The organism is Mesorhizobium sp. WSM4307 (assembly GCF_007003945.1).
In the GTDB taxonomy this organism is placed as follows: domain Bacteria; phylum Pseudomonadota; class Alphaproteobacteria; order Rhizobiales; family Rhizobiaceae; genus Mesorhizobium.
This window is the reverse complement of the sequence record NZ_VFTB01000008.1, coordinates 1-13,942: the sequence shown is the minus strand read 5'-3', so window position 1 is coordinate 13,942 and position 13,942 is coordinate 1. Positions and strand designations below refer to the sequence as shown.

Genomic DNA, 13,942 nt, shown 5'->3' with positions numbered 1-13,942 from the left:
GGGGTACTGGCGCGAACCTGAAGACCCCACCCCGCTCTGCTTCGCGGATCGACCCTCCCCATAAGGGGGAGGGTAAGCCAACGTGACCCGCGCCCTCATCCTTCTCCGCCGCCGTCTCGTCGGCAGCGTCTTCGTGCTGCTGATCGTCGTCATCGGCACGTTCCTGCTGCTCGAAGCAGCCCCCGGCGATGCCGTTGACGCCTACATCGTCTCGACCGGCGGCGACGCCGGCATGATCGAATTGCTGCGCCATCGCTGGGGCCTCGACCAATCGGAACTGACGCGGCTCGCCAATTATCTCTGGGCGCTGCTGCATCTCGATCTCGGCCAGTCGGTGACCTTCTCCAGGCCGATCCGCGACGTGATCCTCGAACGGTTGCCCAACACACTGCTGCTGATGGTCAGCGCCACCGCGCTGTCCTTCGGGCTGGGCTCTGCGCTGGGCATCTATGCCGGCGCAAGGCCCGGCAGCGCCCGCGACCGCGTCCTGTCGATCGGCTCGTTGGCGCTCTATGCGGTGCCGGGTTTCTGGCTCGGCCTGGTGCTGATCGTCGTCTTCGCCGTCGACCTGCGCTGGCTGCCGATCGGCGGCATCGAGACGGTCGCCTCGGACAAGACCGGCCTCGACCGCGCCTCCGACATCGCCATCCATCTCATCCTGCCGGTGGCCGCACTCGGCTTCATCTACCTCGCGCTCTATCTGCGCATGATGCGCGCCGGGATGGCCGAAGCCTGGCGGCAGGATTTTGTCCTCGCCGCCCGCGCCAGGGGACTGTCGCGCCGCCGCGTCGTGCTCGCCCACGTCGCCCGCAATGCGCTGCTGCCGCTCATCACCATGCTCGGCCTGCAGTCGGCGCAGATGCTGGGCGGCAGCGTCGTCATCGAGAGCGTCTTTTCCGTACCGGGTCTCGGCCGGCTGGCACAGGAAGCGGTGGCTTCGCGCGACACGCCCCTGCTGCTCGGCATCATCCTCACCAGCGCCGTCCTGGTCGTCGTCATCAACCTGCTGGTCGACATCGCCTATGCCTTCCTCGATCCGCGCGTCGGCGCCGGCGAGGCCGGCGCATGAGTCCGATCCGCCGTTTCCTGCGCACGCCCGAGGCGGTCGCCGGCGCCATCCTGCTGGCCGCACTGATTGCGATGGCGCTCATCGCACCGCTGCTGTTTCCCGGCGATCCTCAAGCCATCGCCGGCCCGGCGCTGCTGCCGCCCTTCCAGGACTGGTCGCTGCCGCTCGGCACCGATCGGCTCGGCCGCGACGTGCTGGCCGAACTCTTTCACGGCGCCCGCACCTCGCTCGCTGTCGGCCTTGTGGCTGCCGCGGCGGCACTTGCCATCGGCTCGGCGGTCGGCACGCTTGCCGGCTTTGCCGGCGGCCTCGTCGACGAGGTGCTGATGCGCATCACTGATGCCTTCCAGACCGTGCCGAGCTTCCTGCTGGCGCTGGCCTTCGTCAGCGTCGTTGGCCCATCGCTCGGCATCGTCGTGATCGCCATCGCGCTCGGCACCTGGCCCGGCCCGGCCCGTATCGCCCGCGCGGAAGTCCTTTCCATTCGCGAACGCGACTATGTCGCCAGCGCGCGTGCCATCGGCATGCATCCGCTCGAAATCGCCTTTCGCGAGGTGTTGCCCAACGCCCTGCCGCCAGTGCTGGCAATGTCCTCGGTGATCGTCGCAGCCGCCATCCTAACCGAGGCGGCGCTATCCTTCCTCGGCCTCGGCGACCCTAACCGTGTCACCTGGGGCGGGATGATCGCCGAGGGCCGCGCCGTGCTGCGCACCGCGCCCTTCCTGTCGATCATGCCAGGTATTGCGCTGGTGCTGACAGTGCTCGGCGTCTATCTCGCCGGTGAAGGCATTGTCGAGACGACAGCGGTCAGGAGAGGTCTGTCGTGAGCGCGCTCGCTTCGATTCGCGACCTGACGGTGACCTATCGCCGCGACGGCAACGTTGTGGCGGCGCTGAAGAACATCAGCCTCGACATCGTGGCTGGCGAGCGCCTAGCCATCATCGGCGAAAGCGGCTCCGGCAAGAGCACGCTGGCGCTGGCGATTGCGGGATTGCTGCCGGCGAGCGCCAGAATCGAGGGGCATATCGATTGGTTCCCACGCCCATCGTCAACGTTGGGTGCCAAGGCACCCCTCGTAGAGCGCAACCCTCAAAAATCCTTCGCCAAACCAAGCCAACCTCCCCTCCCTGGCCGCGACATCGGTTTCGTCTTCCAGGACCCGTCCGCGAGCCTCGATCCCGTGATGACCATCGGCAAACAGATCGCCGAAGTCGCCCGCACCCATCTCGGCCTCACCTGGTCCCAGGCATACGCCAAGGCCAAAACCCTGCTCGAACGCGTCCGCCTGCCCGGCCCGGATTCGGCCCTGCACGCCTTCCCGCACCAGCTCTCCGGCGGCCAGAAGCAGCGCGTGGCGATTGCCGCGGCAATCGCGGCCGGGTCGAAACTGCTGATCGCCGACGAGGCGACCAGCGCGCTCGACACCATCGTGCAGGCAGAGATCGTCGCCTTGATCCGCCATCTGGTGGCTGAAGACGGCATGACGCTGCTGTTCATCAGCCATGACATTGCGCTGGCGGCCGAACTCGCCGAGCGCGTTGCCGTGTTCCGCCATGGCCAACTCGTCGAACTCGGCACGACGGCACGGATTGTCGACGCGCCAACTCAAGCCTACACCCGCACCTTGCTCGACGCCCATATCGGCCTCGACGCCGCACCGCTGCTGAACCGAGCCGGGCTGTCCGCATGAGCCTGCTCGCCGTGTCCAGCCTCACCAAACGCTACCGTCGCTGCGGCAAGACCGTCATCGCGGTCGACGACATCTCTTTTCACATCGAACCCGGCGAAACACTGGCGCTGGCCGGCCCTTCCGGCAGCGGCAAGTCGACGATCGCCCGGCTGGTGCTGCGCCTGATCGAGCCGGACGCTGGCGCCATTGAATTCGAGAGCGACGACTTCCTGGCCTTGCGCGGCGCAACGCTCAGAGCGCGCCGCGCGCATCTGCAAATGGTGTTCCAGGATCCGCTTGCAGCCTTCAACCCACGCGCCACCGTGGCGCGTGTCCTCGATGATCCCTTGCGCATCCACGGCATCGCCTCCCGCATCGAGCGGCCGCGCCGCATCGCCGCCTTGCTCGAGCGTGTCGGGCTGGCGGCCGATCTCGCGCCCCGTGCCATCCATGAAATCTCCGGCGGCCAGCGGCAGCGCGTCGCCATCGCCCGCGCCATTGCCACAAGACCATCGCTGATCGTGCTCGACGAGGCAGTCTCGGCACTCGACGTCTCGGTGCGCGGCCAGATCCTCGACCTTTTGCTGGACCTGCAAAGGAAGGAACGGATCGCCTATCTCTTCATTTCCCATGATCTCGGCGTCGTGCGCGCCGTCGCCCACCGCGTCATCCTTCTCGATGCCGGACGGATCGCCGAGAGCGGCGATGCCCGCGCCGTCATCGACGCCCCGCAATCGGCCATCGGCAAGGCGTTGGTGGCGGCAGCACCAAGGCTCAAAGCAACCACACAGGACGCATCATGACCGCTCCCGAAGCCAGAGCTGAAAAGCTGTCGCGTGAACTCGATTCCGCCTTCCGCAACCGCGCCGATCTCTACCGACTGTTCCTCGAAGAACTGACCGGAGAGCTGGGGTCTGACAGGGCGGAGGCGATCATGATCCACGCTATCGAGCAGCGCGGCAAGGAAGTGGCGGCGGCTGCCTTCGCCAGCTTCGGCGCCAACGATGCACGCGCCATCGGCGAAGCCTTCCTGGCGGTCAGCCCGGATGGCGGCCTGCTGTATCCGACCGATGTCGAACGCGGCGACGACCGCATCGCCTTCAAGGTCAAATGCTGCCCGCTGAAAGACGCCTGGGTCGAGGCCGGCGTTGGCGACGAAAGGCTCGCCACGCTCTGCCGCATCGCCGGCGCCTTCGACCGCGGCCTGTTCGAGGCGACCGGCGTGCGCTTCGACAATGTCACCTGGACGCCCGGTCACGGCTCCGGCTGCTGCCACATCACGCTGACCAATCGCGATGCCGGCTAAGCAGTTCTAAGGTGTGTTGAGATAGGTGAGCACCGGCCTACGCCCAGCCGTAGCCTTAGCTGCCACGCCGTTCACGAGTGCTTCGGCCGGCGAAGGCCGGAAGCGCAGGAAACCACCTTGCAGACCGGCATCACCTGAATATCAATGCACCTAACCGCCGACCATCAGCTTGACGACCTCATCATGGTTGGTCTCCGAAATCTTGCGCTCGCCGGCCTGAACGCCGCGCCGCAGCACGACGATGCGGTCCGACACCGCAAAGATGTCCTGCAGATTGTGCGAGATGAAGATCACGCCGCGCCCTTGCGCCTTGAGCTGGTGGATCAGCGAGATCACCTTGCGCTGCTCCGGCACGCCAAGCGCGGCGGTCGGTTCGTCCATGATCAGGATCTGCGCATCCCAGTAGACGGCGCGGCCGATGGCGACGGCCTGGCGCTGGCCGCCCGAGAAATTGCTGACCGGAGCCTCGAGCCGGCTGACATGGAAGTCCAGCCGCCCCATCGTTGCCTTGGCCGCTTCGGCCATCGCCTTGCGGTCGAGCACCGGCAGGAAGCCGAACGCCTTGCGCATCGGTTCGCGGCCAAGGAAGATGTTGGCGCCGATCGACAGATTGTCGGCGAGCGCCAGATCCTGGTAGATCGTCTCGATGCCCTTTTCGCGCGCCTCTTGCGGCGTCGCGAACGCCACCGGCTGACCCCGCAGCAGTATCTCGCCACCCGTCGGCTGAAACACCCCCGATATCGCCTTGATCAGCGTCGTCTTGCCGGCACCGTTGTCACCGGCCAGCGCCACCACTTCGCCCGGCCGCACGGCCATGGAGAAGTCGTTGAGCGCACGCACGGCGCCGAAGTGCTTCGACAGGTTGCGGACTTCCAGCAGGGGCGTGTTCTGGTTGGTGCTATTCATCCTGACGGGCTCCACTGAACCGGCGCTGCGCCTGGTCGATAAGGACGGAAATGATGATGACGACGCCGACGGCGATGAACTGCCAGAACGGCTCGACATTGACGAAGACCAGCCCGTACTGGATGACCGCGATCACCAGCGCCCCGGCGACGGTGCCGAAGATGGTGCCGGAGCCGCCGAACAGGCTGGCGCCGCCGATCACCACCGCCGCGACGCTGTCGAGCAGCAGGGGTTCGCCGGCCTGTGCGGCGCCCGCCGTGAAGCGCGCGGCATAGAGCGCGCCGCCAAGGCCGGCGCACATCGCCGACAGCACATAGAGCCGCAATATGTGGCCCCTGATGTCGATGCCGGCCCGCCGCGCCGCCTGCACATTGGCGCCGATGGCGTAATTGTGCTGGCCGAAGCGGGTCTGGCTGAGCAGGTAGTGCATGACGATGACGAAGATGGCGGTGATCAGCACCAGATAAGGGATGCCATAGAACTTGCCGTTGCCGAGCAACGCGAACCAGGAGTTCTGCACCGGCACGGTGGTGCCGCCGGCAAGCAGGAAGGCGGCGCCGCGCGCGACGCCGAACATGCCGAGCGTGCCGATGAAAGGCGGCACCTTGAGCCGCGAGATCAGCAGGCCGTTGATGACGCCCGGCACGCTGGCGACGATCACCGAGGCAAGGATACCGGCCAGCATGGCCAGCGGCAGGGGAATGGTGGCGCCCGCTATATTGGTGGCATGCGCGGCGATGACGGCGGCCAGCCCCATGATGAAGCCGAGCGACAGATCGATGCCGCCGGAAATGATGACGAAGGTCTGGCCGGTCGCCAGCAGCAGCGGCGCCACGGCGAAGATGGCGATGGACTGCAGGTTGAACGGGTTGAGGACGAAGGTCGCGCCGAAGGCGAGCCGCGACCAGACCTCGAAACAGATGAGCAGTCCGGCCAGGAACAGCCAGGCGCGGCCTTCGGCGATGCGTGCGACCAGGCTTCGGGCCGGATCGCCATGGTCGGCCTGAGGGGCGACATGCTTCTCGGCAGGCTGGGCTGGTGATGTCGAGGTCATGGATACTCCGCGGCGCCTTCAAACAGGTCTCGATTGGCGAGGGACCCGGTGCAGGCTCCTCCCGGCGGGCCGGGAAGAGCCAGACTGTGCTGGACTTACTCGGAGTAGAGATACTTCGAGATGTTCGGGTCCGCGATGTTGGACTTGTCCATGATCGTGAAGCCGGTGCCGATGGTGACCGGGATCGAATGGCCGGTCAGGTGGGCATAGGCCGAGACGACGCCGTAATAGCCGATCTCGGCTGGATGCTGGGCGATCGCCACGTCGACCAGGCCGGTGTTGATGTTGTCGACGATGCTGGTCGGCGCATCGAAGGCGACGACCTTGACCGTGCCGGTCTGTCCCGCCTGCTTGACGCCGTTGGCGGCACCCAGCGCCGAGAACAGATTGGCGCCGAAGACGCCGACCAGGTCGGGATTGCGCGCGAACACCGCCTGCAACTGCGAAGCCGCCTTGTTGGCGTCGTCATCATTGAACTGGGTTTCCAGCACGGTGATGCCCGGATGCTTGGCCATCTCCTTCTTGAAGCCTTCTTCACGCTGGTCGGTGGTCGAGATGCCGGGCTTGACGTTCGAGACGTAGACCTTGCCCTTGTCGCCAATGGACGAGGCCAAAGCCCGCGCCGCGATCTCGCCGCCCAGCACATTGTCCGACGCGATGTAGGACAGCGGGAAATCGGCATCGCCGGCGCCGGTCTGGTAGACCCCGCTGCCGATGAAAGTGTCGACGGTGATGACCGGAACGCCGGCGTCATTGGCCTTGCGCAGCGGCTCGACCAGCTGAACCTTGTCGGTCGGCGCGATCAGGATCGCATCCGGCTTCTTGGCGATGACCGCGTCGAGCACCGGCACCTGGGTGACGGGGTTGAAGTCCGGCGCACCCTGGAAGACCAGATTGACGCCAAGCGCGTCGGCCGCCGCCTGGGCGCCCTTGCGCATGGTGATGTAGAAGCCGTCCGTGGTCAGGCCCGGAATGAGCGCAATGGTGTATTTTTTGTCCTGCGCCTGCGCGGGCGCGATCAGCACCGTGGCACTGACGGCGAGCGCCGCGAGCGCGGCAACGATCTTTTTCATGACATCCTCCTCATTGTTGGCAGATCTGCCGTTGCAAGTGACATTGGAATGGCCGTCATCCGTTCGGATGCCGACGGCCGGGAACGCCTGTTTGCCTTTCGCGGGCAGCTCCTCCCAAGCGCCCTCCAGTCGATATGTCGGCCGGTCAGTCGCCGGCGCACCGGGCCACAGCCCCGTTCCCTAGCCTCCGCGAGGTCCGGCAAACCGTGTCCCACGCCTCGCCTTGCCGGCGGGCGTTCGAACTTGTAACACTTTGCAGAAATAAATTGCAACTCGGTTTTTCCGAGTTGGCAGTGCCGGGCTTTTCACACCGAACGACATCCGACTGCTCCGCAGAGCCCCGGTCAACTATCACCCGCGGCTTTCGGCGGCACAACTGGTTTCGTGACGGCGTCCTGCCTGGATTATTCGTTAAGCGAACGCCGCGAGGATGGCCTGCGCCGTCTTGGTATCGGTCACCAACGTGTTGATGAGACCGGCGCGAACGGCGGCGATAATCGCCGTCGCCTTTTCCGGCGACGCGGCGAGGCCAATGACTAGCGGCACCGCGCGCAACTGCGCCGGCGACATGGCGATCATCCGGCTCTCCCCTTCCCAGGCAATCAGCGTGCCTTCGGCATCGAAGTAATGGCGAAGCACGTCGCCGGCGGCATGAACCAGCGCCTGCTCGCTCGGCGTGGCGGCGCTCGCCTCGGGGGCGTTGATGGCATGCGGCAGGCCGATGCCGACGATCGCGACATCGGTCCTCTCCCACAAAGCGACGGCATCGCGGATGGCGGTGTCGCGCAGGAAGACCTCTCGCAATTCGCTGGAAGGCAGATAGGGGGCATGGATGAAATGCGGGGTGCCGCCGAACTCCTCGGCGGCGAGCCGCACGAATTCGTTGACCTGAAAATGCGCCGCCTGCTGCTGCATGCCGCCGGTGGCGGCCACGGTCAGCACGCCGGGCATGCGCGGCAGTCCGGCCCGGATGACCTCGCGCACGGCGCGCCCCCAGCCGATGGCGACGACGGAGCCCGCCACCAGCTGCGCCTGCCTGAGCAGCCCGCCAAGGGGTGCCGCGAGCGCCGCCAGCGTGCCCGCCGCCGGCGTCTCGACCACAGCGGCATCGCGCAATTTCAAGCCATCGATCAGTTGCCTGGTGATGTCCTCCGGCGTTGCCAGGTCGAGAACCTCGATGCGGACAATGCCCTCGGCCCGCGCCCGCTGCAGCAAGCGCGAAATCGTCGCGGTGGACACTCCGAGCCGGCGAGCGATATCGACCTGCGACATCTCCTCCACATAATGCAGCTTGGCCACCGTATGCAGCATCGTCCGCGATGCGGTCGCATCCTGGATGGGAGGGGAAGACAGCTTGCAATTCCTTTCAGCAACGTGTTACATACACATAGGCCGACGGGAGTTATCGCGCAAATCCAGCCAACTCGCAACGTGCGGCGGGCCGCGAGCCCGGCGAGGCGCTTTCTTCGAAGGCGATGGCGCGTCACGGCTCACTGCCGGCCAGAACTGAACATCGTTGTTTCCACGGGATCCGCGCCCTTCGTCTGGAGAGCGCCAACATCGGATTGAGACCATGACCAAGATGACCACCGCGGAACTGCGCGGCTATCAGCAGATATGTGGCAAGGACGGGGCCATGGTGGCCATCGCCTGCGACCAGCGCGGCGGCATGCGGACCCTGCTGGCGTCGGACCCGGACGAACAGGCCAAGATCACCAATGACATGCTCGGCGACACCAAGGCCGACATCACGCGCTACCTCGCCAGTGCGGCGTCCTGCGTGCTGCTCGACCCGCTCTGCGCGGTGCCGCGCATTGTCGACGAAGGCGTCCTGAACCGCGATACGGCGCTGCTCATCGGCCTCGACGCTTCCGGTTTCGATATCTCTCCCGAAGGCTACCGCCTTTCGCGCCTGGTTCCCGGCATCGACGCGCGCCGCGTCCGCGCACTCGGCGGCACAGGCGGCAAGATCATGGTGTATCTGCGGGCCGACAAGCCTGAGGCGAATGAGCACAACATCGCCATCCTGCGCCAGTGCATCGCCGATTTCGGGCAGGAAGACCTGCTGCTGGTCGTCGAGTTCCTGACCTACCAGCTCGACGGGGAAAGCCCCGAGGACTATGCGGCCAAGACGCCATGGCTTGTCGAGGAAGGCACCAGGATTTCGCTGGAGTGTGGCGCCAAGGTGCTGAAGCTTCCCTACCCCGGGACGCCGCAAGCCTGCGCCAACATCACCAAAATGGCCGGCGACGTGCCCTGGGCGGTGCTTTCGGCCGGCGTCAACCACGCGACCTTTCTCGGCCAGGTCGAGATCGCCATGCAGAATGGCGCCTCGGGCGTCATCGCCGGCCGCTCGCTGTGGAAGGATTGCATCTCGCTCGACCGTGACATCCAGCGCGAAAGGCTTAAGACCATCGCAGTGCCGCGATTGCGTGAAATCCAGGCCGTGATCGGGCACTACCGGCAGAAAGCCGCTGCCTGACAGCTGCGTTGGACGAGAGCTGTTCCGGCGAAAGTGTGAAGCGGCTTTGCGTCCGGAATTGCGCGAAAACAGATGCGGGACGCCATGCCTCAGAGCATAGGAATAGATATCGGCGGCACCAATCTGCGTGCCGCCCGCATTTCCGGTACCGGTGAAATCCTCAAGCGTGTTTCCGAAAAGAGCGCGCCCGACCCGGAGCTGGTGGTCGGCCGCATCGCCGACATGGTGCGCCTTCTCGACACGCCGGATGTGAAGGCCATCGGTGTCGGCGTGCCGGGCCGCGTCGATGCGCGGCGCGGCGCGGTGTTGTCTGGCGGCTATGTCAACCTCGCCTCGGTTGCGCTCGCCCAGCGCCTGGAAGACATGACAGGCAAGCCTGTCGTCATCGACAATGACTGCAACATGGCGCTGGCCGCCGAGATGGCGCTCGGCGCCGGGCGCGGCCATGGCAACATCGTCATGTTCACCATCGGCACCGGCATTGGCGGCGCCGTCGCCCAGGATCGGCGGATTACGCGAGGTTCGGCAACGGCGGGTCAGCTCGGCCACATCACCGTCGACGTCAATGGCGAGGTCTGCGCCTGCGGCCGGCGCGGCTGCGTCGAAACCACCAGTTCGGGCACCGCGCTCGGCCGTCACATTGCGCGCGCCGGCCTCGACGCCGACATTTCAGTCGATCAACTCTTTGCCCGCGATACGGCCGGCGATATCCAGGCGCGCGGCATACTGGACGCCTGGGTGAAACCGCTGCGGGCCGCCATCGACACTGCCGTTGCCATGCTCGCTCCCGACCTGGTGCTGCTTGGCGGCGGGCTTGGCCGGGCGGCCCACGCAGCACTCGGCCGCGCGCCGGCTCTGGCGCCCTGGTATCAATGCCAGGTCGAACCGGCACAACTCGGCGACGACGCCGGGGTGATCGGCGCCGGCCTCCAGGCGCTGGCGGGGGAGTTGCACACGTCGCCCTCGACCCAGCCCAGCCGCTCGCGGCGCGCCGTGCTCGTCAACGGCATCCCCGCCAGCGGCAAGAGCAGCGTCTCGCGCGGTATCGCTGATCGCATGGGCTGGCCGCTGCTGGCGCTCGACACGATCAAAAACCCTTTTCTCGAAGTGCTCGGTGGCGGCGACCGCCTGTTCAACCGCACGCTCGGCCGCGCCAGCTACCAGGCGATCTGGTCGGTGGTCGGCGAAGCGCCTGCCGGCACCACCTTCATCGTCGATGCCTGGTTCGGCTTCCAGCCGCGCGAGGTCCTCGAGGATCATCTGCGAAAGGCCGGCGTCGAGCAGACTTTCGAAATCTGGTGCCACGCGCCCGGCGAGGTCCTTGCCGAGCGCTATGGCGCCCGCCTCGACCAGCGCCCCGCCGGCCATCCCGGTGCCGCCTATGTTCCCGAACTGATCGAGCTCGCCAAGCGCGCCGAACCGCTGCGGCGCGGACCGCTCTTCGACGTCGACACGACGAAGCTCATCGACTTCGATGCCATCACGGCCTGGTTGCGGGCGACGATGGCCGGCGGCGCATAGACAGTCGGAAGACCCGTTCAGTCGCCGCTACAGACGTGAAGTTCCGTTCCGGCCGCTTCGATGACCGCGCGTAGTGCCGGTTGCGGTGCACGATCCGTGACGATGTCGGAAAGCGCGCTGAGCGCGCAGATCCGTTCGAGGCTGTTGCGGCCGAACTTGTCGTTGGTCACCACAAGCGCTGTGGACAGCGCGCGAGAGATCATGGCCCGCTTGACCGCCGCCGCTCCCGAGATCATGTCGCTAGGCCCTTCCGCGGACAGGCTCGACGCGCCGATGATGGCAATGTCGGCATTGTAGCGCCTGACGAATTCCACGGTATCCTCACCGACCACGCTGGCTTCTCGGCTGTCATAGGTGCCGGGGCACAGGATAACCCGAAAGCTCGGATTGGCGCCGGCCACCGAGGCCACGCCGATGGAGTTGGTGACGATGGTCAGCTCCCGCTTCAGCTGCGAGAGACTGCGCGCCACCTCATAGGTCGTCGAGCCGCCATCGATCATCACGATATGGCCTTTCTCGACCAGTCCGGCCGCGCCGCGCCCGATCCGCGCCCGCTCCTCGATCATGGTCTGGCTACGCTCGGCGATCACCGGCTCGGATGTCACCAGCGAGATCGTCGCGCCGCCATAGGTTCGGTTGAGCAACCCCGCATCGCCAAGCTCGATAAGGTCGCGCCGGATCGTTTCGCCGGCGACACCCAGGCGCAAAGCGAGCCTGGAAACACGGATCGAGGCCGAGCGGCGCACTTCCGACAGGATGAGCTCATGCCGCTCCTTCTTCGACAGCCGGCTCTGTTCCATGATCTGCCCTCCGCGAAGCCGACAGTATTATCCATGCCGACGCTGGTGGGGAAGGAGTCTCGCAAGACCCGGCTGGGCTGCCTTGATTCGAACGATTGAAGCGGGGATGCCGGCTGGCCCTGATGCGGCTGGCGTCGGCCGGCCTCGATCGAGACACGGCCGCCGCCGGTTGATCAATAGCCGACGGTAAAACGCTGCCTGATGTGGGCAGGCTTCTCGATCTCGTCGACCATGACGATGGCGTAGTCCTCGAAGGAGATGCTGCTGCCCTTGTCGGAGGCCAGTAGCGTGTCCTTGCCCAGGCGGAATTTGCCGGTGCGCTCGCCCGGGACGAACATGGCGGAGGGCGACAGGAACGTCCAATCGAGGTCGCCGACGGCTTTCAGCCTGTCGAGGAAGTCGGCGCCCTTCTGTGCCTCGGCCTTGTAGATGGCGGGGAATTCGGGGGTGTCGACCAGCCTTTTACCGGGCGCGACCTCAAGGCTGCCGGCGCCGCCGACGATGAGGTAGCGCTTCACGCCGGAAGCCCGCACTGCGGCAATCAGCGTGTCGGAATCGCTGTCCAGGAAATGCACTGCGCTGATCACCAAATCATGGCCACGGATCAGGTCGGCGAGACCTTGCCTGTCGAAGACATCGCCCTTCCTCGCAGTCACGCCGGGCAGCGCGGCAATCTTTTCGGGGTTGCGGGCAATACCGGTGACCGTATGGCCACGGTCGGAGAGTTCCTTGAGCAGGCGCGAACCGACGGCGCCTGATGCACCGATGAGAGCGACTTTTGACATGTCCTTTTCCAGTCCTTGTTGGGGTCAGTTGGGGGATCACGCCGCCGCGATATGGGCGACGAGATTGTCGAAGCTGCCGAACAGCGCGTTCGAGCCGATGAGGCGCGGTGCATCGTTGCGGATAATTGCGAGGGAAGGCACGCCATTGGCGTCCAGGCGCTGGAACAGCGTGCGGCCGCGGCCAACCAGCTCGCCGTGAGCCGTCAGCAAGGTTTCCGTCGGCGCCTTCAACATTGCCGCGGGACCGGCCATGCCGGCATCGGCGAGCACTGCGGCCACGCCTCCGACAGTTACGGTATCCCTGCCATCGACATAACGCGCACGCTGGATAGCCTTCAGAGCGCGCAGCCGACGGTTGGGGTCCTCAAGGCCGGCAGCGCTGATGCCGAGCGTGGCGGCATGCGAGTCGAGCAAGGTGCCACGAATATTGAGGACATTGTTTCGGTACGCCTGCGTGAACTTCTGTCCGGTCAGACGCTCGATGCGCTGGTCATTCGCCCAGGCATGGGCGGCAAAGCCTTCATCCATCGGCCGCGCCCCGGCACCGGAGAACAGGCCGGTCGGCAGCAGCTCGATGCGCGAGCCGCTGGCCAAGAGCCTGTCCAGCATCGGCGTGGCGCCGTAACACCAGCCGCAGAGCGGATCGAAAAGGTAAGTTACATCTGAATTGCTCACGATCGCTGCCATCCTCGGTACGGATTGTCGGCTGACGAGCCGCCAAAAGTCTTGGCCGTATGTGGCAGACGGAGGCCTTGCGATAAATGCCACCCAATAATACAAACTGTCCGATCAGATCAGACAAAAGCAGTCGCCATGGCCGACCTTCTGAACCTCAATCGGCTCGTCTACTTCACCACCGTGATGGAAACCGGCTCGTTCACATCAGCCGCGGACCGGCTTGGCGTCGCCAAGGCCGTGGTCAGCCATCAGGTCGGGAGGCTCGAGGAGGAACTGGGCGCAACGCTGCTGCAGCGCACGACACGACGCGTCACCCCGACGGAAGACGGTCGCCTCTTTTATGATCGCGCGATGATCATCCTGCGCGAGGCGGAGGCGGCCTATGGCGAGATCTCGCACGGCGCGGTCGAGCCGAGCGGAACTCTGAAGCTGACCGCGCCGCTCGACTACGGCACCAGAGTGGTGGCGCCGGTCATGGCGGCATATCTGAAGGCCTATCCGCAAATGCGCGTCGAAGCGATCTGACCTGAGACCCTGAATCTCCTCCAGTTTTTGGTAGAGTCCGTCTGATCGAGGAGACGGACGAATGAAGCGTTCAA

14 protein-coding genes and 1 pseudogene are annotated in these 13,942 nt (G+C 65.7%); 8 read left to right on the top strand and 7 right to left on the bottom strand.

Translation table 11 applies throughout. The features are described from left to right. Positions 1-82: 82 nt before the first annotated feature. Genes FJV83_RS19770 through FJV83_RS19750 form a run of 5 tightly spaced genes read left to right on the top strand, consistent with a single transcriptional unit; the run spans position 83 to position 4,044 of the window. Positions 83-1,069, top strand: a complete 987-nt coding sequence (locus FJV83_RS19770) for an ABC transporter permease (protein WP_095772394.1) — start codon at positions 83-85, stop codon at positions 1,067-1,069. Beyond that, positions 1,066-1,896: an ABC transporter permease gene (locus FJV83_RS19765; protein ID WP_142884601.1), complete on the top strand. Its 831-nt coding sequence runs from the start codon at positions 1,066-1,068 to the stop codon at positions 1,894-1,896. Before FJV83_RS19770 ends, FJV83_RS19765 begins: the two co-directional genes overlap by 4 nt. Next, positions 1,893-2,759 (top strand): ABC transporter ATP-binding protein, encoded by an 867-nt coding sequence (locus tag FJV83_RS19760; protein ID WP_185973277.1) that lies wholly within the window; start codon positions 1,893-1,895, stop codon positions 2,757-2,759. Before FJV83_RS19765 ends, FJV83_RS19760 begins: the two co-directional genes overlap by 4 nt. Continuing rightward, the gene (locus tag FJV83_RS19755; protein WP_142884602.1) at positions 2,756-3,541 is read left to right on the top strand and encodes an ATP-binding cassette domain-containing protein; all 786 of its coding nucleotides are present in this window, start codon (positions 2,756-2,758) and stop codon (positions 3,539-3,541) included. Before FJV83_RS19760 ends, FJV83_RS19755 begins: the two co-directional genes overlap by 4 nt. After that, positions 3,538-4,044 carry an L-2-amino-thiazoline-4-carboxylic acid hydrolase gene (locus tag FJV83_RS19750; RefSeq protein ID WP_142884603.1) on the top strand — a complete coding sequence of 169 codons (507 nt, stop codon included), beginning with the start codon at positions 3,538-3,540 and terminating at the stop codon, positions 4,042-4,044. The genes FJV83_RS19755 and FJV83_RS19750 overlap by 4 nt, the downstream gene beginning before the upstream one ends. Positions 4,045-4,194: 150 nt before the next feature. Here the strand turns inward: FJV83_RS19750 and FJV83_RS19745 are convergent, their stop codons facing one another. The 4 genes from FJV83_RS19745 to FJV83_RS19730 all read right to left on the bottom strand — a co-directional run bounded on the left by FJV83_RS19745 (position 4,195) and on the right by FJV83_RS19730 (position 8,388). Beyond that, the gene (locus tag FJV83_RS19745; RefSeq protein WP_095790639.1) at positions 4,195-4,950 is read right to left on the bottom strand and encodes an ATP-binding cassette domain-containing protein; all 756 of its coding nucleotides are present in this window, start codon (positions 4,948-4,950) and stop codon (positions 4,195-4,197) included. Next, a complete protein-coding gene (locus FJV83_RS19740) occupies positions 4,943-6,004 on the bottom strand; it encodes a ribose ABC transporter (RefSeq protein ID WP_142884604.1) in 1,062 nt (353 codons plus the stop codon). The genes FJV83_RS19745 and FJV83_RS19740 overlap by 8 nt, the downstream gene beginning before the upstream one ends. Before the next feature lie 95 nt (positions 6,005-6,099). Continuing rightward, positions 6,100-7,077: an ABC transporter substrate-binding protein gene (locus tag FJV83_RS19735; protein WP_142884605.1), complete on the bottom strand. Its 978-nt coding sequence runs from the start codon at positions 7,075-7,077 to the stop codon at positions 6,100-6,102. A 411-nt stretch (positions 7,078-7,488) separates the two neighbouring features. Continuing rightward, positions 7,489-8,388: a sugar-binding domain-containing protein gene (locus FJV83_RS19730; protein ID WP_095772386.1), complete on the bottom strand. Its 900-nt coding sequence runs from the start codon at positions 8,386-8,388 to the stop codon at positions 7,489-7,491. Between the two features lie 262 nt (positions 8,389-8,650). On the opposite strand from FJV83_RS19730, the gene FJV83_RS19725 reads away from it, so the two are divergent. Then, positions 8,651-9,559 (top strand): tagatose-bisphosphate aldolase, encoded by a 909-nt coding sequence (locus FJV83_RS19725; RefSeq protein WP_095790641.1) that lies wholly within the window; start codon positions 8,651-8,653, stop codon positions 9,557-9,559. An 84-nt stretch (positions 9,560-9,643) separates the two neighbouring features. Then, the gene (locus FJV83_RS19720; RefSeq protein WP_246691888.1) at positions 9,644-11,080 is read left to right on the top strand and encodes an ROK family protein; all 1,437 of its coding nucleotides are present in this window, start codon (positions 9,644-9,646) and stop codon (positions 11,078-11,080) included. 17 nt (positions 11,081-11,097) lie between these two features. On the opposite strand, the gene FJV83_RS19715 is transcribed toward FJV83_RS19720, so the two are convergent. The 3 genes from FJV83_RS19715 to FJV83_RS19705 form a co-directional block, all read right to left on the bottom strand. Further along, the gene (locus FJV83_RS19715; RefSeq protein ID WP_142884607.1) at positions 11,098-11,880 is read right to left on the bottom strand and encodes a DeoR/GlpR family DNA-binding transcription regulator; all 783 of its coding nucleotides are present in this window, start codon (positions 11,878-11,880) and stop codon (positions 11,098-11,100) included. Positions 11,881-12,053: 173 nt separating this feature from the next. Then, a complete protein-coding gene (locus tag FJV83_RS19710; RefSeq protein ID WP_095772382.1) occupies positions 12,054-12,665 on the bottom strand; it encodes an NAD(P)-dependent oxidoreductase in 612 nt (203 codons plus the stop codon). Positions 12,666-12,701: 36 nt separating this feature from the next. Continuing rightward, positions 12,702-13,340 carry a DsbA family protein gene (locus tag FJV83_RS19705; protein WP_142884608.1) on the bottom strand — a complete coding sequence of 213 codons (639 nt, stop codon included), beginning with the start codon at positions 13,338-13,340 and terminating at the stop codon, positions 12,702-12,704. Positions 13,341-13,478: 138 nt separating this feature from the next. On the opposite strand from FJV83_RS19705, the pseudogene FJV83_RS19700 reads away from it, so the two are divergent. Further along, positions 13,479-13,865 (top strand): annotated as a pseudogene (locus FJV83_RS19700) (LysR family transcriptional regulator); the annotation flags it as partial. Between the last annotated feature and the right edge of the window lie 77 nt (positions 13,866-13,942).

What these genes read in the sequence shown, in the direction of transcription:
- FJV83_RS19725 (WP_095790641.1), top strand. Translation starts at nt 8,651, where the DNA reads ATGACCAAGATGACCACCGCGGAACTGCGCGGCTATCAGCAGATATGT.
- FJV83_RS19720 (WP_246691888.1), top strand. Translation starts at nt 9,644, where the DNA reads ATGCCTCAGAGCATAGGAATAGATATCGGCGGCACCAATCTGCGTGCC.
- FJV83_RS19740 (WP_142884604.1), bottom strand. Translation starts at nt 6,004, where the DNA reads ATGACCTCGACATCACCAGCCCAGCCTGCCGAGAAGCATGTCGCCCCT.
- FJV83_RS19755 (WP_142884602.1), top strand. Translation starts at nt 2,756, where the DNA reads ATGAGCCTGCTCGCCGTGTCCAGCCTCACCAAACGCTACCGTCGCTGC.
- FJV83_RS19765 (WP_142884601.1), top strand. Translation starts at nt 1,066, where the DNA reads ATGAGTCCGATCCGCCGTTTCCTGCGCACGCCCGAGGCGGTCGCCGGC.
- FJV83_RS19715 (WP_142884607.1), bottom strand. Translation starts at nt 11,880, where the DNA reads ATGGAACAGAGCCGGCTGTCGAAGAAGGAGCGGCATGAGCTCATCCTG.
- FJV83_RS19750 (WP_142884603.1), top strand. Translation starts at nt 3,538, where the DNA reads ATGACCGCTCCCGAAGCCAGAGCTGAAAAGCTGTCGCGTGAACTCGAT.
- FJV83_RS19735 (WP_142884605.1), bottom strand. Translation starts at nt 7,077, where the DNA reads ATGAAAAAGATCGTTGCCGCGCTCGCGGCGCTCGCCGTCAGTGCCACG.
- FJV83_RS19730 (WP_095772386.1), bottom strand. Translation starts at nt 8,388, where the DNA reads ATGCTGCATACGGTGGCCAAGCTGCATTATGTGGAGGAGATGTCGCAG.
- FJV83_RS19745 (WP_095790639.1), bottom strand. Translation starts at nt 4,950, where the DNA reads ATGAATAGCACCAACCAGAACACGCCCCTGCTGGAAGTCCGCAACCTG.
- FJV83_RS19710 (WP_095772382.1), bottom strand. Translation starts at nt 12,665, where the DNA reads ATGTCAAAAGTCGCTCTCATCGGTGCATCAGGCGCCGTCGGTTCGCGC.